This is a genomic window from Reichenbachiella sp. 5M10, assembly GCF_002742335.1.
Classification (GTDB): domain Bacteria; phylum Bacteroidota; class Bacteroidia; order Cytophagales; family Cyclobacteriaceae; genus Reichenbachiella.
On the sequence record NZ_MDGR01000007.1, the window covers coordinates 3,247,340 to 3,269,972 of the forward strand.

The window sequence follows — 22,633 nt, forward strand, 5'->3', positions numbered from 1 at the left end:
CTTCTCAATCCAGACGTTTGATCATTTCTATCATTGCTCGTCCGTTGTGATAAGGGCACTTCCAGGGCCCCGCCTTGTCTTCTTGCATCTGGCTACCGTCGGCATAGATCCCCCATATCCATTCGCCATGATGACGATCGATGAGCTGCTGCTGAATGAAACCCCAACATTTTTTGGCCTGCGCCCAAAAAATCTCTCGACCAGACAACTGGTAGGCATTGACCAAACCTACCAAAGCCTCCGCCTGTGGCCACCAGTGCTTGTCCTTGTCCTCAATCTGGCCTGGCACACCCGCATTGAATAGTGCCCCGTCTGTATCAAAAAACGGCAAAGTCGCTTCTACAGTCTGCACAGCCAGTACGCCAGTACGTTCGAGTAGATCCTCATCTTCTAGAGTTGCTGCCGCTTCGTAGAGTAGCCAAGCCGTCTCTATGTCATGGCCGTAGGATATTTCGTTGGATTTCAAGTTCCAATCTTCGTCAAAAAACAACTCGTACTGATACGTCTTGGGATTCAGAAACTTATCCAAAAACAACTCCATCAAATTCCGGAGTTGAGTATAGACACGTTGGTCTTGAGTCACCTTATAGAGGTTAGAATAAGCCTCCAGTACATGTAGATGTGTATTCATGGTTTTGGCCTCATTGGCATCCTTGTCACTCAGACGTAGATCGTCGAGTAGATTCCATTCGCGATCAAACGCCTCGAAATAGCCATTGCTCACCGTGTCAAAACTATAACGCTCAATGGCATCAAACAAGTCCATCGCCGTATCCCTGGCCCTGGGATCCTGCGACACCTTGTAATACTCAGACAAGCCGTAGATGGCAAATGCCTGGGCGTAGATTTGTTTCTTGGTATCGAGTGGTTGTCCCATATGATCCAGCATCCAGTACATCCCTCCAGACTCGTGATCCATGAACCGTTCGACCAAATAATCGTAAGCTCGAGTAGCGTAGACCTCATACTCTCCCTCTCCCAAGGTCTGATAGGCAGCCGAAAAAGCCCATAATATCCGACTATTGAGCACCAAGCCTTTGCCCGCTGACTCATCGATACGATCTTGCGCATCGATTCTGCCCAGATACCCCCCATGGACAGCATCCACCATGTCTCTCATCCAATAGGCAAGAATAGCCTTCAACTCCTCGGTACACGCTATTTTATTGAATTCCTTCATTTTCGCATCAATGTCTAATGATCAGTTGTAGACGCTCTACAATCTCCCCATTTTGGAAAACCATCATATAATGTCCATCACTCAGCCCAGATACGTCTACAGTATCTGCCTGCTGCGGCCACTCACCTACAGATCGACCCGTCATATCGTACACCGCCAAATCTACAAATCTGCCTCCCAATACGCGCACCCGATCACGGGCTGGGTTGGGGTACAATTGTAATGCCCCACTCTCCTGTCTGATATCCAACACGGGTTCTTCGGGTTCTTCGACCTCTTCTACTTCCTCTCTCACGAGGACGTTGTACTCCTCGTCTAGCGTGAGTACACGCCAGTGCGCATACATAGCCTGTATGTGCTCGTCCGAGTTTTGCTCGAAGACCAAGTCGCTCCATGACATGAACATCGACCAGGGTGCGTGGTGTCTAAAAGTCGTGCTAATGTCAGGAATGGGGCCATTTTCGGTCATAGCGATCATTTTCTTTCCCTCTGTGATGCGATACAACTGATCGTACATTTGGGTTCGTGAGACATAGTTGAAGCCTCCAGGGTAGGAGTCATACCCGATGATATCGACGGTCTCATTGCCAGGATACCAATCCTCCTCTGGTGTAGACCATACCCATATCAGGTTGTGCAGCCCATGATGGTTGGTGAGCCGATCGTAGATGATGTCCCATAGTGCAAGGCAAGGCCCTGCTCCATGTGCTCCCCACCAAAACCACGCCCCCCCTGCTTCATGCAAAGGACGCCAAAGGATCGGAACACCTGCATCACTCATCTTCTGTAGCTGTACCGCAACAGCATCTATGTCTCGAATGACCAAAGCGTATTCGTCTGTTCCTGCCTTGACCGCCTCTCGGACATCAAAACTCGTGTTTTCGGTATAAAATGTGTTGACCCCTGGTCTCCCACCCGAAGGTGAACACCAGTGCCATTGCCAGTTGACTATCCCATTGCCTCCAGTCTCTTGGTGCCAAGCGATGGCTTTCTCCACTAGGCCATTGTCTACTGCACCAAAAGCGTGACCGCCGATGCTGTTGTCCCAAGCATAGGGGTAGCCCTCCGTGTACTCCGCCAAATCATACGTACGTATCATAGGGTGTACCCCTGTCAGATCTACTACATCGTCATAGCCATCATTGGTTTGGCCTGACATCACCCGTTCACCAAAATGAAATCGCATAAAATCGTAAAGTGCTACCACATCCTCGTTGGCCTCCGCATCCACCAGCGAAGTAGCTATATCGTACACAGGTTCTTCTGCATCGTATAGGACAAACTCATCCACGTCCATATAGCCCCAGTCGCTCTGGAGTTTGATTGTATTGGCTCCCCCGTTCAGCCGATAGATGCCTACTTCTTGTTCTTTCCATTCATTGGAGGCAGTGATTTCGAATGTGACGGGATGAGGTCCAATCGCATTGATGAAGAGATCCTGCGTTCGCTGACCTGAGGGAGAACTGTACCTCACCACGAGCCTATACAACGCCCCCCTCTCCACATGCAGAGTGAGTTCCACATAGTCACTCTTGCTATCAAACCCGGTGACATATCCCGAACCCGAATACCCAGGTGTACTTGTAGCGATTGATACGCCATGGAGTATACCATCTTCCGCTTCGAAACGTGTGATAGGGTCCTGTGCCGTAGCGAGCCATGCGCTTGCGCTCAAGAAGAGCATAGTAGTGATTCGGAGTATATCTGTCATAGTAAGTAGTCTTTGTTGATATAGAAAAGCTGTAGAGACACCTCAACAGAGGCAATGCCACGACTCTATTTCTTGCTCAGACGAAGCATCAATACATCTCTGCCTGGCAATGAAGCCTTCAGTGCTTTCTTGGTATTGCCTGCTTTCTTGTGTGTCCAGACGTTGTAGATGTCATAGCGAGACTGTGCAAAATCAGTCGTGTGTCCAAAATCAGGGTCTACAAGTTTGTTGGTCGCCCAGTCAAACGTGATGTCCATCGCTTCTTCGGTTCTGTTGAGGAAACAAATCGCTACGTCACCACCGGCGAGTGGCTTGACCCATACTTCGTAATCCTCCTCATCGATATGCTTGTAGCCCTGTACACCGAGCGTGTCTTGATCGATCGCGATCACATCCTTGTTGGTCAGGATCTCCAGAGTCTCTGGTGACATATTTCGGATGTCATTGCCGGCAATCAGCGGAGCAGCCTGCATTGCCCAAAGCGCAAAGTGTGCTCTATCCTCGTTGACAGTCATGCCATTGCCAACCTCCATCATGTCAGGGTCGTTCCAGTGACCAGGCCCTGCAGCGCTACGGATACCCGGGTGCATGTCGATAATCTGCAGCACGCCCCACGACGACCAAGTCCCGTGATCTTCTTCACAGTCAAAACAATTGTAGATATCTCCTGTCGTCCTCCAGAGGTGACCGATAGGCTCTGCCCAATCCCACGGATCGTTGTCTCCCCACTCGCAGATGCTGAGTACAATCGGGCGACCTGCCTCATAAAGTGCGTCACGCATCGTCAAATAGGCTCCTTCTGCTTTGAGACCTTCGGTATTGCACCAGTCGTATTTGAGGTAGTCTACTCCCCAGCTCGCATAGGTCATCGCATCTTGGTACTCTCTACCCCGACTCCCCGGTCGACCTCCACACGTTTGCCATCCCGCATCAGAATAGATGCCAAATTTCAAGCCTTTGGAATGCACATAATCTGCCAAAGCCTTGATCCCAGAAGGGAAACGCGCTGGATCTGCTTGGATAAACCCTAAACTGTCTCGCTCTCCATGCCAACAGTCATCTATCACGATGTATTCGTATCCTGCGTCCTTCATACCCGAAGACACCATGGCGTCTGCCGTTTCTTTGATCAAATCTTCGGTCACATCACAGGCGAATTTATTCCAGCTGTTCCATCCCATCGGAGGAGTGTCTGCTAATCCTTCGAACTTTTGTGCTTTTGCACCTAGTGCAAAAACAGTGATCATTGCTACTATGAGTATCTTTTTCATGCTATTCGTTTTGTTTGAACTGTCCTCTTCCTCTCTGCGCTCCCAAAATGGAAGGAAAGGCGAGCGGTCTATTTGATCAATATTGTCTCTCCCAGTCGTCGGTGCGGAAAGGCACCGCTGGCAATTCTTCTTCGTTGTACAGGCTAGTCGCGGGATTGTCTGCCCAAGCGTAGCGTACCGCTACTGGCACGGCCACCTCCGACGCAGACAAGACCACTTGGTCGCCTACTATTTTGGCATCCGCCCAATAGAACTTCTGATCTTCTCCTGCAATCGCAAACCCCAGTACTTTGTCCTCATTAGACTTCAGTCCCGTACCGATATTGTCAAAGGTCACCGTCACGGCATTGCCTTCCACTTGATGACTCTTGTACATCGGGCCTGCATAGACCACATCATCCCCGTAGGATACCTTTTTGGCACTCAGCCAAAGTCTCTGCCCTACATCCAGCTTGTTGCGGGGATGGATATCGTCCGCATCCCCTATATCGATCGTCACTGCCATACCCGTCTTTGGGAGGCTCAAAGTCTCAGTCTGCGCCTCTCTCAATCTCGCCCAGTCACTATCGCTTGGCTCGTCTTTTCTGGCCATGAAATTCGCCAACTGTACATACTGAAAGGCCAGATCATCCCCCCATAGCTTTCTCCAGTCCTTGATCACATTGGCAAACAAGTCACGGTAGTATTGTGGTTTGTCGGCATTGGACTCTCCTTGATACCAGATCACTCCTCGCGCCGTGTATCCACCGATCGGTGCGATCTTGGCATTGTAGAGGAAGGAGGGCAATTGATACATCTTGATCGACTCTGGGATCTTCGACTCCACATCATTAGAGTATTTCCATGCTCCTTCGAGTGACTGTTGTTGTCCATTGACTTGTAGCCACATCTCGCCTGCACGACCGAAGTACACGTTGTTGTCCCACGAGTTGGCTACACGGTATGTGATGACGTTTTTCCCCTCTTGTACGAGTTCTTTCGGAATCTCCAGCGGCTCTATGCCATCGCTCCATACTTTGGTCCAGATCAGCTCCCCATTGAAGAAGACAAAAGCTTCCTGCACGACATTGTTGATGTAGAGTTTCAGATCTTCTACACTGTCTGGGGACAACTGCACTTCCTTTCTTAGCCAAGCCAAATCTGTCATTTTCGCATTGCTGGGCAGCTCGTAGGTGGTCCAACTGCTGTCGTCATACTCGACCTGCTGTGCCCCGCTGGCGATGGCTCCATCTTTGTCTCGCATCAACTCCCACTTTCGTGCTTCTTTGGCTTGGTTTTTCTCCGTAAACTCCTCCCAACTGATCTCGGGATTGATGATCTTCTCCGCTGCTGCTTCGTATCCTGGGGTCTCGGTCAGCGTCTCGACAGAAGCCCATGCTTCGGCAGGTGTGCCCCCCCAGTGGCTCTCGATCACTCCTACAGGTACATTTTTCTCTCGATGGTTTTGCTTCGCAAAAAACCACGCTACAGCCGAAAAGCTCGGGGTATTTTTGGGTCCCGCCAAGAGCCATTCTCCTGCGCTGATGTCTTTTTGTGGGCTTGTCGCAAATTCGTTGGGTACCTGAAAAAACCTGATCTCTGGATAGTCACTGTCTTTGACTTCCTCTTCCCAGTTGTCCACCTCCCATTGCATCTGCCACTCCATGTTGGACTGTCCTCCTGCGATCCAGACATCACCGATCAAAATATCGGTATAAGTGATCGTCGTATCTGCCGCTACCGTCAGCGTATAGGGACCTCCTGCTGTTTTGCCGTCGAGGTATGCTTCGAAGTAGCCTGTGTCATCGGCTTTGGTTTTGACTTTCTGGTCGTCAAACTGCAACTTGATTTTTTGTTTGGGACTGGCCCAACCCCAGATTTTGGTGGGCTGGTTGCGTTGGAACACCATGTGGTCCGCAAACAATCTAGGTAAGGTAAGATCCGCCGCATAAGATTGCATCACCAGCAACATCGGTAGGATGAATAATAGTCTTCTCAGTTTCATAATTTATATGCCTTAATTTCTAACAACTGCAATATGAAGGAGTCTGAATTGATTTGGAATCCCTATGGTTTTTCCTTACCCTAAATCCATTCATTTCTTACCCCAATTTTTAGTTTCTCATCACTCTTCCATGATATTCCTGTTCAACTCCGCATTGACCTTTTCCATGAATTTTTCATCCAATTTGTAATACTGAATCGCTAAAAAGGACACAAAAGCTCCTGCTGCCGCAAACACACTAAACATGAGTCGAATACCCAACAAAGACAGCTCGGTTTGCTCTTGATTCGCCTCGAAACCGTAAGCTGCCAATATCCATCCGGACAAGGCACCACCCAACGTCCAGCCAAACTTCTGCGACATGGACGAAGAAGAAAACACCAGACCTGTCGCTCTACGCCCAGTCTTCCACTCTGAATAATCCGCGATATCGGCGTACATCGACCAACCGAGCGGCATCACCAATCCTGCACTGATCCCAATGAAGACATTGAGTCCAAAAATCACGACTATCTGAGACGGCTCTAAGAAGAAAAATAACATACTCAAGAAGGCCGACACCAAAGCAGCATAACCGAAGGTCTTCTTTTTGCCCAATCGGGCAGAAATGGGCTTGGCCAACACTACTCCGATGATATTGGACCCGAGCCAAAGCGTCATGTACACCGAGGACAACACAGCTGTCGTCAGCTGGTAAGTCGTCCCAAATAGACTAAGCGTTTGGTCTTGGACGTAGTACTTGAAGTAAAACAAAATCGAACCGTCTCGCAGCGACATGAATATCAAGATGCAAATATTGGCCGCCAGCATGATGAACCAAGGCTTGTTCTTTGCCAAATCTTTGAGGTCATTTTTGAGCGACCCCTGCTGCTCCTTGGTCGGAATCAGTCGCTCCTTGGTGCCCAAAAAGGTGAGTCCAAACAAGATCGCCGCGACTACCGCATAGAGTGCGATCGTCGTTTGATAACCCTGAGCCTGTGTCGTACCCTCGCTGAAGTAGGCTACCAGTACGGTCGCAGTAGAGGTCACCAGCATCCCCCCAGAATAAGCGCCAATGAACCGCCATGACGCCAAAGCAGTCCGCTCGTTGCTGTCGCTACTGATCACCGCCAGCAACGAACCATATGGGACATTGACAGCCGTGTAGGCCATCATCATCAGCGTATAAGTCACGTAGGCATAGATCAACTTGCCCGTACTGTCCAAGTCAGGCGTAGTGAAAGTCAACACCCCCACGATCCCAAAAGGAATCGCTCCAAAGAGCAAAAAGGGTCTGAACTTGCCCCAACGGGTCTGCGTGCGGTCCGAGAGGATCCCCATCAATGGGTCATTGGCGGCATCCCAGACGCGCGTCACCAAAAACATGGTTCCCACCGCTGCTGCAGATATCCCAAAGATATCGGTGTAGAAAAACAGCAAAAACATCGAAAACAGCTTCCAAAACATAGAAGACGCAAAATCCCCCAAGCCATAGGCCATCTTCTCTCTCAACCCAACCTTCATACTGGTGTCTTTCATCTGGCTTATTTTAATCCTATTGACTTCAAATAAGCCAAATTGCTATCTATGAGTTTGTTTCTCGTCGCTACACTCGCATAGGATCGGTATCCGTCCTCTGGTGTGTGCTTGCAGTAGTCCACTAGCTGCGCGACCGATGAGGTTGCCACGTGCATCCGTGTATCCGAAGACGCGTAGTAGATCAATACCTCACCATTGTCTTTTTTGATCCATCCGTTGGTGAAGAGTACGTTGGACACATCGCCCACCCGCTCCTCGTCGATTGGCCCCATGAAGTGTCCTCCCGGTCTGTGGATCACCTCTGAGGGGTCGTCCAGTGAGGTCATAAACATGTACAGCACATAACGCAAACCCGCAGCGGTATTTCGTACACCGTGTGCGAGATGCAGCCAGCCTTCGTCTGTTTTGATCGGTGTTGGCCCTTGCCCATTTTTCACTTCTTTGATCGTATGATAGACCTTCGGATCGATGATCTTCTCAGCACCCGTCTTGGCATTGTCCATGCTCTCGATGAGGCACCAGCCGATTCCTCCGCCCTTGCCTGCCTCGATGAATCCATCTTGTGGACGCGTATAGAGGGCGTACTTCCCCTCGATGAATTCGGGGTGCAGTACCACATTTCTTTGTTGATTCTTGCCAGAATCCAAGTCAGCCAATCGCTCCCAAGTCACCAAGTCTTTGGTACGAGCGATTCCACACTTGGCATCTGCGGCAGACTGATCTGCATCGGATGCAGAGGGGTCTCTCCGCTCCGTACAAAACAGCCCGTAAATCCACCCATCCTCGTGACGAGTGAGTCGCATATCGTAGACATTGGTGTCTGGCTCATGAGTCTCAGGCAAAGTGATGGGGTGATCCCAAAATCGAAAATTATCAATCCCATTTTGACTCTCTGCGATCGCAAAAAATGACTTACGATCGTCTCCCTCTACCCGCACGGCCAAGCAAATTTTCCCGTCAAAGACGATAGCCCCCGAGTTGAAAGCCACATTGACTCCCAGTCGCTCCATGAGTAGAGGATTGGTCTCTGGATTCAAATCATAGCGCCAAAACACAGGCGTATGCTTGGCAGTTATGATCGGGTTTTGGTAGCGCTGTATCACTCCATTGAATTCCTCTTTTGGAGTATTGGCTGTAGCCAAAAATGCTTCGTGATCGGCAATCAGTTGTTTGACTGCTGCTATATGTTCTTTGCTCATCTGTTTTCTTTCTTTCCTCTCCCGTCCCCTCGACGAGGGAATAACGGTAGAGACCTCCTTAATTTCGTGTCATTATCCGAATGATCAGGTACACTCCTTTTAGTAAGAATAACAGCCCCCCTTGGAGAGGTTCAGCCACTTAAATGAGCGTATTCTGTTCGTCTTTAGCTATTTTCTATACATTCCATTCAAATCATCTTCCATCAATACAGCATCGTCTGCACAAAACTTCTTGAACCCATCTACTGAGGCATGTCCTGGGTAGGGTGCGTAGTGATGTTTTTCGTTGGCATTTCTCCATACCAACACATAGGACATTTTGATCTTATCCGAAGACTTGATCGGGCTGAGGATATGCGCATCGAACCAATCAGGATTGGTGATCGACTCTAACCCTGTCTCTGTGATGGCTGTCGCCTTGCCCTTGTCATCTGCCAAGCGCGTGACAAGTTCGAGTATTTCTACAAACACAGCTTTTTGTTCATCTAGACTGAGCTTGTTGGCATCACGGCCGACGTTCCAGTAGTCATCGATACCGAGCATATCTACATAGTCATCGCCCGGATAGCCGTATAGGTAACCCGCTTCGAGGTTGGTCGTCCCCATGCGGCTCGCATCAGGAGAGAAAGCATAGATCAGGTTGTGCAATTTCTTTTCATCGCGGAGATAGTCTACCGTAAACTTCCATATAGCGATGTACTCTTCTTCGGTACAGAGGCCTTTCCCCCACCAAAACCAATCGCCATTGTGCTCATGAAAAGGTCTGAAGATCATCGGCACCATCGTCTTGCCTACTTTGACAGACTGAATGAAGTCCGCAAGTTCGTCGAGCTGCTGCACATATCGCTCGTGTGCTGAGCCTCCGGGCAGAATATGCTTGACTGCTGGAGTCAAATCCCACGAGTTGCCTCCCGTAGCGAAGTTGTCCCAGTGCAGGGAAATCGTGTTGATGCCTCCACGAGTATAGATGCTCTTCATCCACTCCCGCATGTCATCTATGGATATGCCATCCAAACTTTTGCCTGTCTTGATGCGTCCGAGATCCCAACCGTGCACAGCGGGAAACGAACCGACGATGTCTTTGACGTCAGACTTCCCTTCGATCTTTTCCCAACCGACTCCATAGGCCATGTCGTCTTGGTGTCCAAACATGATCTGACCGTCGGCAATCTTGATCAGGTTGTTGAAGAGATTTTTGGTTTCTTTGGTCGCTTTATGATCGAGAAGATCGTACTGTGCCAAAGCAGGCATGACTGCTAGCATGGAAGCTAGTATGAGTACAGAAGCGAAAATTTTCAATGTATGCTTTTCCATTCTTGGTTGTTATTTCTTAAATGATATCTGGACTTCAGATTCCTTACCAATCAAAGTTGATGGATGTATTTACTTGTAATTGTCTTTCACAAAAATCTCCAAAATGGCTCCCACCTAGGAGGGTGTGATTTCACAGAAATGGGTGTATTATTTTCGTTTATGGAGCTTTTTGGCTCATGTAACACCGCTTCACTGCAATTGTTACATTGACCTACGTCGAGTCAAGAAAAAAAGGCTGTTTCAAAAGTATTCCTGTGCTATTTCACTAGCCCTGATCCGTATACCTCTCTTGAAACAGCCACTATATGTAATTTCCAAAATAGACCTTCAAAACCACTGATAGCTTCAAAGGTCTATTCGTTTATTTTGCTTCAAACCTTAGGTTATCCATCAGAACATTTAGGTTAGTGACACCTTCGCCCCAAGCCAAGCCAAATCCTCCATCACCGACGGCATTGAGATCAGTAATTCGATCTCCCCATCCATAGTTGTTACGGAAATCTGATAGATTAACGGTTACAGTAACCCATCCATTGGTCACTGGTACAGCCTGATTTCCTTGCCCCTCTGAGGTAGTTGCATTTGGACCATATGTCCACCAGTAGTCACCCAATTGGAATTTCAAGTTACCTGCTGCGAGAGCCTCCTTGACATTGATATCAAACTTGAAATAATAATCGTCCACATTGGTACCAATTGCTGCTGCAGGAAAGTTATCTCCACTATTTCTAAAGAAAAATCCTTTATAATCAGTCGTCACAGCACCCTCAAGCAATGAATAATTACCATCCAAACTTTCAGCTGCATCAGACCCTACTGCACCATCTCCCCACCAAGAACCTTTGTCGTCAAAGTTGAAATAGACCAAAGATTCATCAACCACAGGAGTGACCCCTTGAAAGTCGATGGTGGTAGATTCGGTCACATCGGTACTATACGTGGTAAACGTGATTTTACCTTCACCGATGGTTACCCCTTCAGGAACATACACCTCGAGTATCTCAGTCGTTCTGTTGCCAAATTTGGTTGCATATACATCGCCTGGAAATATCACCTGATTGGTCAAATTCAATTTTTCACCAGTCAAAGACAACATATCTCCTGATCGCGCACTTGACGGAAACCCATCAAATACAGGCACATCAGCCAGAATAGTCAAAGCACTCGTTGATACTACCTCTACACCATTGTTAGCTACCAAAGTCACTACACCAGTATTGGTCCCTACAGGCACGGTCACTACGAGGTCCGTCTCGGTGGCCGATACGATAGCCCCCATCGTGCCTCCTGTAAACCAAACTTCTTTCACTATATCCAAATTGGTCCCTGTGATCGTGATGTCCTCGTTGAGTTTTGCCTCGTCGGTCATCGTCGCTATCGTGGGTCTGACCATGTCGACCGCTTCAGAAGTCACGGACTTGCCAGACAATGTACGAAACTCTATCGCTCCACTCTCTGCATCTGCCGGTATCTCCACAGTAATAGCCGTGGCTGTACCGCCTGCTTGGACTGTACCTTCCTTGTCTCCCGCAAATACGACCTGACTCACCAAGTCCAAGTCTGTACCTGTCACTGAGAGCGTCTGCCCTGTTTTGGCAGGATTTGGCGTGAGCGTACTCAATACCGGCACGACCATCGTCAATGCCTCTGTGGACTCTACCGTGATCGTCGAGGGTGCGGCCAGTTTGAGTGTACCATCTTGCGTAGAAGCAGGTACGGTGACGACAATTTGTGTCGCGGTAGCACTCACGAAGTTGGCACTGTCCACGATCTGGCTGCCGCCAAACTCCACACTCATGGCGAGATCAAGGTCTGCACCTTTGATCGTAATATTCGCACCTGCTTTGATAGTCAGTGGTGTGATACTCGCCACCGAAGGTAAGATCACCTGTAGATCCGTCTCCGTCGTGATCTCGTTGGGGATCAGTTCGTCATCGAGCAACACCAAAGGTCCCGTACCTGCATCTGCTGGCACACGAACCTTCAATATACCACGCTCTTGCTCCTCGAAAGTCGTCACCGACTTGTTCGTCGAAAAAACAACTTCCGTGATCAAATTGAGGTAGGTCCCCTCGATGGTAACCACAGTACTTGGTCTGACCGCCGTCTCCGGGATAGAAGTGATCGTGATCGGCTCTAGTATGCTGAGGCGTGTTTTGGTTACGATATCCTCTCCATCTGCCACTTGCAGTGCTATGGTACCTTCGACGACATTGTCTGGCACATCTATGACGATCAATTCGGACGTCAAACTGTCAAACTCAGAGGCCAAAACCTCCACATTGTTTGGCAAGATGATTCTCTCGACCTTTTCCAGGTTAGCCCCGATGAACTTGAGTTGTCCTCCGCGTAAAACAGAAGGTCCAAAACTGTACAACGCGACCTCATCGCCCAATTTATTGTCATCCTTTTCTTCACAGGCACTCCATAGCGCCATAAGCGCTAGCAGTACCAGTGAGTAGGCATAATTCAATTTTATATTTTTAAACATCATTGTTCTTCTTTTAAGTGAGACTAATTAGTTAGGAACTACTCGGAAGTTGTCCATACCGATGTTATAAATGGCGGGGTTTGCCCCATGGAAGTAGATGTACATCCCGTATCCTGCGGCATTGTATGGAAAACTCTGGTTGGCCTCATACACATCCACCCACGGAATACTGATCGTCTGCCATTCTCCTTTGGTGTCGACATTAGACTCCCACGGATAGTAGATGTCGTTTCGAGCATCTCCGAATTCAGTGCCGTCTGCATCACCAAGATACAAGCGCATGGTTGCTCCTACGAAAGTTTCCAGTGTATTGAGCTCGAACTTGAGTGTGTAACCATCCGGGTTGGTAAACGCATCTGCCGGGATGTTTCTCGTTTCAAGATTGGTATCACTTTCGGCCGGACCTCCATAGACTTCTATGTATGGGTAGGCTCCTTGCGCGCCTCTATTGACACGAATAAAATCTCCAGCTATATTGGCAATATCTGCATCAGAAGACACCACAAAATCGGTCCCTCTCCACATGCCGTTGAATGTCCCATCAAAACTAGCGATGATGTTTCGATCATCGCGGAAATAGACGCCTGATTTGGTCAACCCAAAATTGGACGCTACCGAAACCGGTCCAGACTGAGCCCCCGTAGGCACTCTCACCTGAATCTCATCTGACTCGACAGACAAGATTTCTGCTACGATTCCTCCTTCGAAAGTCACCTCTACCGGCTCATAAAAGTAATCCCCGTAGATGACTGCTACGTCACCGTCGTTGACATACTCACTTTTGAAGCGATCGATTTGAGGCGCACTGATATCTACCGTAAAATCGTACTTCAACGAATCTCCGTTTCGAAATACCATCGTCATTTGATTGGTAATATCCGTAGGGATTCGTGACGGAACCCTCGTAATCACCGACGTACTCGTGATGAAGGACGGATCCAATGAGGCCCCTTGATCATTGAAGAACAGGCGCACCACGTTTTCTAAGTTTTCACCAATGATCGCGACCATTTGTCCTTGGCCAGCGGCCGAAACGAGAGAATCTGACGATTCGGGTTTCGTCACTCGGATATAGCCAATCATCGGGGAGCCACCCGACTCCTCTTCTGTACAGCTGTATAGCCCTGCGATGATCACCGCCATCAGCAAGAGCAATGTATATCTATGTATAGATTTCATATTTTTAATTTTTTATTGATCAAATGAATGGCCCAATGACCTTCCATTGTGTTCTACTCCATTGTGTGTATCACCTATCATTCGACAGTAAAGTCATAGGGCACTGGGTCCTCACTTAGACTTGGTGCTTGACTTGCTTCCGAAGCAGGCAGTGGCAACAAGAAGTTACCCGAATTGGCGGTAGCCGTACTAAACTCTCTCCAAGAAGTCTTCTCGAAAGTCCATGCTGTAGGATCTGGCCACTGGTTGGGATGGATCGCATAGAATCCCCGGTCTTGGCTATTGATGATGCTGTAGGCCTTGTTTGGGTCATAATAGTGCAAGCGTACCAAATCGTACCATGCCATACTCTCCATCGCAAACTCCTTGATTCTCTCTTCGAAGATCACATCCCAGGTCAATAGATCTGTTCCGTTTTCGGGAAATTCGGAGTGTGTTGCTCGCTGATGCACAGCATTGAAGTAGCTCATGGCCTTGGCATCAGTCGTTGACGCATTATTGCCCAGCGCTGCTTCGACATAGGTCAAATACACTTCTGACAATCTCAGCATATAGGTATTGTTTGGATAGCGCTGACGATCAGCCTCTCCTCCTACATCTACTGCTTTTCCTACGACGTACTTTTTGATACTTGCTACGCTATTGTCGGCATCATCTCCTGGATCCTCGAATACCAGATCCTGCTCGCTGACATTGCCGTCATCGTCTGTCACCGTCTGTGTAATCTCAGGATAAGTAAACCCTGGCAACATGAAACTGGCTTTCAATCGATCATCCAAGGTAAAACCCGGTGTAGCTCCATCGTCTACGATCAACCCATCGTACAAGCTCAGCAACCACCACGAAGCACCCAAATCGCCTCCCCAACCATCACCGTTTGCGGCGATGTTGTTGCTATAGGTGATTTGTGAGACCATGGTATTGGCCGCATCGTATCCATTTGGAGCGAGCGAAAACACCCACTGCAACTCAAACAATGATTCGTTGTTGTTGTCATAAGGATAACGAAACAAATCAGCATAATCCGTCAATAGTCCCTTTCCACTCATCGTGATCACACTGTCCGCATACTCCATGGCCAGATTGAGGCGCGCTTGATCCCTGTTGCCCGGAGTGGCTCCTAAGCCAGCAATTGTCAAGTGTGTACGCGCCAACATACCTAAAGCCGACCATTTGGTCAAGCGACCTTCTTCGAGGGGCTGCTCAGTCAAATTGGCTGCCGCAAACTCATAATCCCTTTGGATAAATTCCCAAACACTTTCGACTGTGTTTCGCTTCAATTGTGGGTTGTCCAAATGATCCAAATTGTTTTCAATGATCGGCACAGCACCGTAGTTCATCACCAAGTGCTGGTATGCGGTGGCTCGCATAAAGTGCGCTTCACCTAGTGCGTGGTTTCGAATCTCATCCGAGACGGCCTCACCTGCAAAGGTGTTGACGTTGTTGATGACGAGGTTGGACTGTCCTACGACAATGAAAAAAGAGCGATAAGCCTGTTCATTGGCCGAAGATACCGCCGTGATGTTGAACTCTACCGCATCCCGGTCGTTCCACTGGCGAAAGACCGTACCGCCACGAATATCTCCCAACTTGAAATTGGCTGCATCCGAATACGTCTTCCATACAGCACTATACAAGGGTGCAGTACCTGCGAGCACCTGCTCGTCTGAGTTGTAAAAACCCGCATCTACCAAGCTGCTTTGTGGCGGTCTGTCCAAGAAATCTTCCGAACAACCGACCAGTACACTGAGTACTGACAGCATCACGAATATTATATTTTTATTGCTTTTCATTTTTCTTACACTTTAGGGTTTTAGAAATCAACACCGATACTGAATGCATACACTGGTGTCAATGGGTATCGACCATAGTCTACACCTACAAATCCACCTGCTACATCTGCATTGGGCCCGACATACGAACCAATCTCTGGATCATATCCGCTGTACTTGGTATAGGTATAGATGTTTTGTGCACTGGCACTCAAGACAACTCCACGGATTACACCTTGTCTATCTAACAGAGAAGAAGGCAATCTGTAAGAGAGCGTGACATTCTTCACTCTGACGTACGAACCGTCCTCGATGTACTTGTCAGTGAGGCGGTCATAGTTGCCGTTGACACTAGAAGATGACATCCTAGCTACCGTCGTGCCTGGGTTTTCCAAATATGGATCCCCATTGCCGTCTGTGGCTACTCTTGCATAGTCAAATGCCTCTGTAAACATGTTTCTACCCAAGTTGATGTTGTTTGGGTTATTGTTTTGATAACGTAAGTAGTTGTAGATCTCATTGCCAAAACTACCCGTGATCAAAATGCTCAAATCAAACCCTTTGAAAGAGAAGGTATTGGTAAACCCTCCAAAGAGTTTCGGCCATGGATTTCCGATGTACGTCATGTCTTTCTCGTCAATGACACCATCCCCTGCATCTGGCACACCGTCCCCGTCAGTATCGACGGTGAGTTGATCTTTGTACTTGACATCACCTACCCATATGCTGTTTTCAGCAATAGTATACTCATTGCCATCATTGTCTACAGGTAGCGCACTGTTTTCGAGTTCTTCGCGAGACTCGAACACTCCCTCTTCTTCATAGCCAAAGAACAACCATGGTGCTTTGCCTACCACTGATCGCTGTGCAAAATTTGGAAGAAACCAATCTTGACCTTCTCTCGTGATGTGTGTCGCACCAGAAGCCAACCCTGTGATTTGCGTCTTGAATGATGACAAGTTGAGGTTGGTCGACCATTTGAAGTTCCCTTTGTCGATGTTGATCGTGTTGAGTGTGACACTCCATCCTTTGTTTTCCAACGAACCGATGTTGACAGTAGGAGCCGTCACAGCGGCGTTTCCTTCGGTCCCCATATACCATGGCAACTCCGTCTGCAGGATCAAATTGTCCGTGTTTTTGATGTAGTAATCTGCATCGATTTGTATACGGCTACTGAACATCCCTAAGGTCACCCCATAGTTATCCGTTTGTGTTTGCTCCCACTGGTATTCTGGGTTCGGATAGTTGGCAGGATAGAACCCTGACCCCCATTCGGTAGGCAATGCCTGTGACATGGTCGCATAGATCGGACCACTCCCCCCTTGGTTTCCAGTCAGACCGATTTCGTATCTGAACCGCAAGTCACTGATGAACCCTACGTTGAAGAAGTTCTCTTCAGAAAGTCTCCATGCGGCAGACACCGAAGGAAAATACCCCCATTTGTGCTCTTTCGAAAAGTTGGATGAACCATCCGCACGAAAGGCTGCCGTCACAATGTAGCGATCGTCGTAGTTGTAGTTGAAACGTCCGAGGTAGGACTCCATGGCCCAGTCTCCTTGACCTCCCCCATTGGAGGCAGTCTCAGGATCCCCCGCATTCAAATCCAACACTTCGTTGGTCGTGAATCCCTTTCGCTGAGCAAAGAGATTTTTCCACTGCGACTGTTGTGCTTCGTGTGTTGCCATCACATCTAGGTGATGTTTGCCTAGCTGCTTGACATATTGTAGGGTTTGGTTCCAGCCCCAGTACGAGCTAAAATTTTGCGTATTGTCGAGTTGTGCTTCGTTGTTTTCTTGCCAGCCAAATTTATAGGTAGGCAAGTAATATTCCGAATTTGAAAATCCAATATCTGTATTGAAGCTAGACTTCAACTCCAGCCCATCGACGATTTTGAACCCTACGTTCAAGCCACCGAGGAGTCTTCTCTGCATGCGGTCGTTGGTCGTGATCTCAGCCAACCCTACTGGGTTGGGCGGTGCAAACTGCTCTGCACTACTGTTGGTGATGTTGCCTCCTCCGTATGTACCATCGATGTTTTTGACGGGGATATGTGGAGCCAATTGGATGGCATTGACAATCAACTGAGATTGAGTAGATGAAATCTGCTCATCAGTCTGCGACACGTTCACATTGGACCCGATATAAAACCAATCTCTTGGTTTCGTATCCATATTGAGTCGCATGGATGTTCTTTCAAATCCCGAGCCACGAGCGACCCCTTCTTGTTGGAATCTCTCACCAGACAGATAGTACGTCGTCTTGTCACTACCTCCGCTGAGGCTGATCTGATGCTTGTGCATTGCCGCTGGCCTGAAAAGCTCACCTTGCCAATCTGTACCTGATCCTAGGATCGATGGGTCGAGAAAATCCTCTCTGACGTCCCCCCCTACGATATCCTTGTATTGGTTTTCCATCTCGGCGTACTGTCTCATATCCATCACGTCGAGGTTTTCTGGAGCGGTCTGGAGACTGTAGGTATAGCCATATGATATTTTCACTTCACCAGACTTACCTCTCTTGGTCGTAATCATCACTACCCCGTTGGTTCCTCTAGATCCATATACTGCCAGAGCAGAAGGTCCCTGTAGGATTTCGATGCTCGCTACATCCGCCGGGTTGAGCGAGGACAGTGGGTTGGTTCCCGCTGCAGAATTGTCAACGACAACTTGCACACCATCTATTACATACAACGGCTCGTTACTTCCTCCGATCGAGTTGAGTCCTCGGATATTGACCGAAATCCCTCCTCCAGGCGCGCCTGTGTTTTGTGTCACATATACACCTGCCGACCTACCTGCGATCGCTTGGTCGATGGTCGTATTGACTGTACGGGAGATATCTTCCGACGATATGGATGTTTGGGCAGAAGTCAAATCTGCCTTTCTCATCTCTCCGTACCCGACGATGACTACTTCCTCAAGCTCCTCAGCATTGATGGTCAGTCCTACATCAATCGTAGACCTCCCTCCGACAGACACCTCTTGGGCATTGTACCCTAGATAAGAAAAAACCAAAATAGCATCCGAAGGAACTTTTAGGTTGTAGTTTCCATCAACATCTGCAATCGTACCGTTGGTTGTCCCTTTTTGTACGATAGTCACTCCAGGCAATTCATCACCTGTATCATCGGCTGTCACCTTGCCCGATACGGTCACTTCCTGTGCCAGCACGGGATAGGACCCCAGCAAGGCAGCACAGAAAATAAGAAACATAAGTGTAGAAGTTTTCACCCCGTTGACCACCCATGTTTTACGTCTTTTGTAAACGTCTTTCATAAACATGTTTTTTAGTATAAATAGTAATTAATTAGTTCCACCGCTGGGCTCTTTCACATGCCCTAGGATGGTGGCTGACGACATCTTCTGACTTCAGCCTTTCTCCAATGTTAGTCGCGATTCATGTCTTACAACTGACACTTTTGAATGCATTCAGGTTCAATATTGTAGCCCACGACCTCTGCATACTTCTTCACTTCGATCTCTGCAGCAGCGCTCATTGGCCATGTTTTTGATCCTGATTTTGGAGAGAGCATTGTCCTCTTGACGCAAGTCAAACAGTCCAATCAGGTATCGGTCCCCCGATTCCGGCACTCCAGGTTTTAGTCCTCGCAAGACCTCTTTTCTTTTCGTAATCGTGTTTCATAATTCGTAGCATTTTATAAATCCAAATAGTCATTTCACTTACAATCCTCTCTCCATAGCCCAGCTATAGTCCAATCAAAAGTTTCAACAAGAAGTAAACAAGCCCTACAATCAACACCCCCATCGACACCTCCATCACTAGGAAGTATCGCTTTTTGGTGTGCTGTCTGTTTGGATCATTATTCATCGTCGTTTCTTATTCGTGGTTAAGGATTGAATCGTATGAGCAAGATGGTTGATCTCCCATTCAACCATGTGTGAAGAATTTCACATTGAAAGGGGGTGAATTATCAATGGAGAATGGAGATGAATGTAACATGTGCTAACCACACGATGTTACCTGTATGTGGGGTATTTGCCGCGCTGTGTAACGTATCCCCTGTCCTCTTCGTGCAAGAGCCTAGTACTGAAGGATATGCACTTCTGCTACCCTCACGATGGGTTCCCTTATTTCTTGCTCTACAGTGGCCTTTCACAAAAGTTGTGACCAAGCCCTCGGTTCTCCGTGCATTTTTTCACCCTCTAGAATCCGACACCTAAGCTTACTTTGTCAAAAACATATGGGTCTGCCCCTTCTTTCACTATGAGAAGCATCATTGTACTCCTTTGCCTACTACCACTCCTTGCCTGTCAACGAGAGGCCGTAGAAACGCGTGACTATATTGACCTATCTGGCCAATGGGAATTTGCGCTAGATACCGCCGACCAAGGCGTAGCTAACAAATGGTACCTGACCCAATGGGTAGATTCGGTGCACCTGCCTGGTACTACAGATTCCAATCAAAAGGGCTGGCTCAATCGTGATACGACGACCATGCACCTCAGTCGCTTATACAAATACGAAGGAGCTGCTTGGTATCGCAAAAAGGTCATCATACCTCCTACTTTTGCCCAAAGACAGCTACAGCTCTACTGGGAGCGTAGCAAGCCTTCGCAAGTATGGATAGACTCTACTTACCTCGGTGAGTCCATACTCCTCCAGTCTCCACAGCGATTTGATGCGACAAGTCTGCTAACACCCGGTGAACACTATATCACCGTGCGCGTGGACAATAGCCTGACACTGACGCCATACGGTCACGTACATATCTACTCCGATGACACCCAGACCAACTGGAATGGTATCCTAGGACAGATGCACATCGCCTCCCTCCCTACTACACATATCACAGATCTACAGGTATACCCTGATCTCACCCATCAAAGTATAGATGTGAAGCTAAAGGTTAAAAAACCTACAACCAGCCCATCGTTGACGATCGAGTTGAGTATCACTTTGGATGGTGAAAATGTACCCAATTTACCCCCTCAAAAAACCATTCATTCTGGTGATTCTATAGTACAACTCAGCTACGTGCTTGGTGACCAAGTACAGCTATGGGACGAGTACAACCAACCGGTATATCATCTCACCGCGACGATCTCTTCTACCGACGAAACCATAGATATAATGAGCGTCCCCTTTGGTATGAGGAGCTTCGAAGCAGTCGCTAAGCAATTTCAAATCAACGGTAAGACGACTTTCCTTCGCGGGAAACACGAAGCAGGGGTATTTCCACTGACAGGACATGTACCGATGGATGTCGACAGTTGGATACACGTCTACGGAATCGCCAAATCCTATGGCATCAATCACTATCGATTTCACTCCTACTGCCCCCCAGAAGCGGCTTTTACTGCTGCGGATCAGGCAGGAATTTATTTGCAAGTCGAACTCCCCTTCTGGGGAGGGCTAGAATCTAATACCGTGGCGATGATGCTTCGAGAAGAAGGGTTGGCCATGCTCCGAAGCTATGCCAATCACCCCTCTTTTGTGATGTTCTCCCATGGCAATGAGATATGGAGTGGACACGATCGTACCGAAGGCAACATCGCCGCACTCAAAGCATTTGATTCTAGGCCTTTGTACACCTTTGGGTCTAACAACAACATTGGCTACATGCCTCCCACCAAAAGCTCGGACTTCTTTGTGGCATCACGCACTCCCTCTGATGGAGACACTACAATGACCCACACCCGGTTGACGCACGCCTTTGCAGATTCGCGGGGAGGGGGTAGTCTCAACACCCAAAAACCTAACACCGAGATCAACTTTGATTACCCTATCTCCCAAACAGATATGCCCTTGGTCAGCCACGAAATCGGGCAATACCAGATCTACCCTGACTACCAAGAGATCAAAAAATACACAGGAGTGCTACGCGCTTGGAATCTGGAAGTATTCCAAGAAAGATTGAAAAAGGCAGGTATGCTCGATCAAGACAGTCTCTTCCAAAAAGCTACAGGAGCATGGTCTGCACTCTGCTACAAAGCTGAAATGGAAGCCGCTCTACGCACGGAACAAATGGCCGGTTTTCAACTGTTGGACTTGCAAGACTTTCCGGGGCAAGGAACGGCCTTGGTGGGGATTTTGGACGCATTTATGGATGACAAAGGAGTCGTCAGCCGTGAACAGTGGCTCCAGTCCTGCAACGATGTAGTCCTACTCATGGAGTTTTCCAAATATGTATGGACCAATACAGAAACATTCGAGTCTCAACTAAAAATCGCCAACTACAGCAACCAAACCTTCACTGGAGATATCCTCTGGCGATTGGTGGACAAAAAAGGAAATGTGATCCAAGAAGGCCACTTTGATCAGCAAGAAATACCAAACGGTCGACTAAACACTATCGGTTCTATTGCCATACATCTGTCGAAGATCGAGACAGCAAAACAGCTCACTCTGCATACCTCCATCGCTGGCACGACCTATAGCAATCAATATGATCTCTGGGTGTATCCAAGTATAGAATTAGAGGACAATATAGAGAAGGTATTCGTTTCGAAAAGTCTAAACCAAGCAACCCTATCCCGATTGGAGGCCGGACAGAGCGTTTTACTTTTTCCACAATCGGAAGGCCTCAAAGACAAAAGTGTTGCGGGGCATTTTCCTCCTGATTTTTGGAACTATGGCATGTTCAAAGGGATCAGCGAGTGGGTCAAAAAACCCGTTTCTCCAGGCACACTGGGGTTATGTATGGATCCAGAACATCCACTATTCCGGTCATTCCCCACGGACTACCACACCAACTGGCAGTGGTTTTCGATCATCAAAGCCAGCCGGTCACTTTTCTTGGATAGTACCTCAGCCCACTACAGACCAATCGTCCAAGTAGTAGACAACCTCGAACGAAACCATAAATTGGGTTTAATCTTTGAATTCAAAGTAGGAAAAGGCAAGTTACTGGTATGCATGTCTGATCTTGAAAGAATCATCGACCAACCCGAGGCTGCACAGCTCTATCAGTCCATGCTCCACTACATGAGCTCCACTGATTTTGCTCCCAAACAATCAGTAGGTGTAGATGAGTTAAAAGCCTTGCTATAGATA

At 48.2% G+C, this 22,633-nt stretch carries 13 protein-coding genes; 1 reads left to right on the top strand and 12 read right to left on the bottom strand.

All coding sequences use genetic code 11. From position 1 onward, the window contains the following. Positions 1 to 4: 4 nt before the first annotated feature. The 12 genes from BFP72_RS13000 to BFP72_RS19225 form a co-directional block, all read right to left on the bottom strand. Entirely contained in the window at positions 5 to 1,180 is a 1,176-nt protein-coding gene (locus tag BFP72_RS13000) for an AGE family epimerase/isomerase (protein WP_099599543.1), read from the bottom strand. 7 nt (positions 1,181 to 1,187) lie between these two features. Further along, positions 1,188 to 2,891: a glycosyl hydrolase gene (locus BFP72_RS13005; RefSeq protein ID WP_099599544.1), complete on the bottom strand. Its 1,704-nt coding sequence runs from the start codon at positions 2,889 to 2,891 to the stop codon at positions 1,188 to 1,190. A gap of 65 nt (positions 2,892 to 2,956) precedes the next feature. Then, the gene (locus BFP72_RS13010; RefSeq protein ID WP_073122052.1) at positions 2,957 to 4,162 is read right to left on the bottom strand and encodes a glycoside hydrolase family 27 protein; all 1,206 of its coding nucleotides are present in this window, start codon (positions 4,160 to 4,162) and stop codon (positions 2,957 to 2,959) included. A gap of 76 nt (positions 4,163 to 4,238) precedes the next feature. Then, a complete protein-coding gene (locus tag BFP72_RS13015; protein WP_099599545.1) occupies positions 4,239 to 6,146 on the bottom strand; it encodes a sialate O-acetylesterase in 1,908 nt (635 codons plus the stop codon). A gap of 120 nt (positions 6,147 to 6,266) precedes the next feature. Then, positions 6,267 to 7,664: an MFS transporter gene (locus BFP72_RS13020; RefSeq protein ID WP_099599546.1), complete on the bottom strand. Its 1,398-nt coding sequence runs from the start codon at positions 7,662 to 7,664 to the stop codon at positions 6,267 to 6,269. 5 nt (positions 7,665 to 7,669) lie between these two features. Continuing rightward, a complete protein-coding gene (locus tag BFP72_RS13025) occupies positions 7,670 to 8,863 on the bottom strand; it encodes a glycosidase (RefSeq protein ID WP_099599547.1) in 1,194 nt (397 codons plus the stop codon). 168 nt (positions 8,864 to 9,031) lie between these two features. After that, positions 9,032 to 10,177, bottom strand: coding sequence for a glycoside hydrolase family 26 protein (locus BFP72_RS13030; RefSeq protein WP_099599548.1), 1,146 nt, complete (start codon positions 10,175 to 10,177; stop codon positions 9,032 to 9,034). Between the two features lie 361 nt (positions 10,178 to 10,538). After that, positions 10,539 to 12,671 (bottom strand): glycan-binding surface protein, encoded by a 2,133-nt coding sequence (locus tag BFP72_RS13035; protein WP_099599549.1) that lies wholly within the window; start codon positions 12,669 to 12,671, stop codon positions 10,539 to 10,541. A gap of 24 nt (positions 12,672 to 12,695) precedes the next feature. Continuing rightward, on the bottom strand, positions 12,696 to 13,847 hold the full coding sequence (locus BFP72_RS13040) for a glycan-binding surface protein (protein WP_099599550.1): 1,152 nt from the start codon (positions 13,845 to 13,847) through the stop codon (positions 12,696 to 12,698). A gap of 77 nt (positions 13,848 to 13,924) precedes the next feature. Further along, entirely contained in the window at positions 13,925 to 15,640 is a 1,716-nt protein-coding gene (locus BFP72_RS13045) for a RagB/SusD family nutrient uptake outer membrane protein (RefSeq protein WP_099599551.1), read from the bottom strand. Positions 15,641 to 15,660: 20 nt separating this feature from the next. Beyond that, positions 15,661 to 18,894 (bottom strand): TonB-dependent receptor, encoded by a 3,234-nt coding sequence (locus BFP72_RS13050; RefSeq protein ID WP_255397216.1) that lies wholly within the window; start codon positions 18,892 to 18,894, stop codon positions 15,661 to 15,663. Positions 18,895 to 19,053: 159 nt separating this feature from the next. Next, positions 19,054 to 19,230 carry a hypothetical protein gene (locus BFP72_RS19225; protein ID WP_158233403.1) on the bottom strand — a complete coding sequence of 59 codons (177 nt, stop codon included), beginning with the start codon at positions 19,228 to 19,230 and terminating at the stop codon, positions 19,054 to 19,056. Between the two features lie 613 nt (positions 19,231 to 19,843). On the opposite strand from BFP72_RS19225, the gene BFP72_RS13055 reads away from it, so the two are divergent. Further along, entirely contained in the window at positions 19,844 to 22,630 is a 2,787-nt protein-coding gene (locus BFP72_RS13055) for a sugar-binding domain-containing protein (RefSeq protein WP_099599553.1), read from the top strand. Positions 22,631 to 22,633 lie beyond the last annotated feature (3 nt).

What these genes read in the sequence shown, in the direction of transcription:
- BFP72_RS13000 (WP_099599543.1), bottom strand. Translation starts at nt 1,180, where the DNA reads ATGAAGGAATTCAATAAAATAGCGTGTACCGAGGAGTTGAAGGCTATT.
- BFP72_RS13005 (WP_099599544.1), bottom strand. Translation starts at nt 2,891, where the DNA reads ATGACAGATATACTCCGAATCACTACTATGCTCTTCTTGAGCGCAAGC.
- BFP72_RS13010 (WP_073122052.1), bottom strand. Translation starts at nt 4,162, where the DNA reads ATGAAAAAGATACTCATAGTAGCAATGATCACTGTTTTTGCACTAGGT.
- BFP72_RS13015 (WP_099599545.1), bottom strand. Translation starts at nt 6,146, where the DNA reads ATGAAACTGAGAAGACTATTATTCATCCTACCGATGTTGCTGGTGATG.
- BFP72_RS13020 (WP_099599546.1), bottom strand. Translation starts at nt 7,664, where the DNA reads ATGAAAGACACCAGTATGAAGGTTGGGTTGAGAGAGAAGATGGCCTAT.
- BFP72_RS13025 (WP_099599547.1), bottom strand. Translation starts at nt 8,863, where the DNA reads ATGAGCAAAGAACATATAGCAGCAGTCAAACAACTGATTGCCGATCAC.
- BFP72_RS13030 (WP_099599548.1), bottom strand. Translation starts at nt 10,177, where the DNA reads ATGGAAAAGCATACATTGAAAATTTTCGCTTCTGTACTCATACTAGCT.
- BFP72_RS13035 (WP_099599549.1), bottom strand. Translation starts at nt 12,671, where the DNA reads ATGATGTTTAAAAATATAAAATTGAATTATGCCTACTCACTGGTACTG.
- BFP72_RS13040 (WP_099599550.1), bottom strand. Translation starts at nt 13,847, where the DNA reads ATGAAATCTATACATAGATATACATTGCTCTTGCTGATGGCGGTGATC.
- BFP72_RS13045 (WP_099599551.1), bottom strand. Translation starts at nt 15,640, where the DNA reads ATGAAAAGCAATAAAAATATAATATTCGTGATGCTGTCAGTACTCAGT.
- BFP72_RS13050 (WP_255397216.1), bottom strand. Translation starts at nt 18,894, where the DNA reads ATGAAAGACGTTTACAAAAGACGTAAAACATGGGTGGTCAACGGGGTG.
- BFP72_RS13055 (WP_099599553.1), top strand. Translation starts at nt 19,844, where the DNA reads ATGAGAAGCATCATTGTACTCCTTTGCCTACTACCACTCCTTGCCTGT.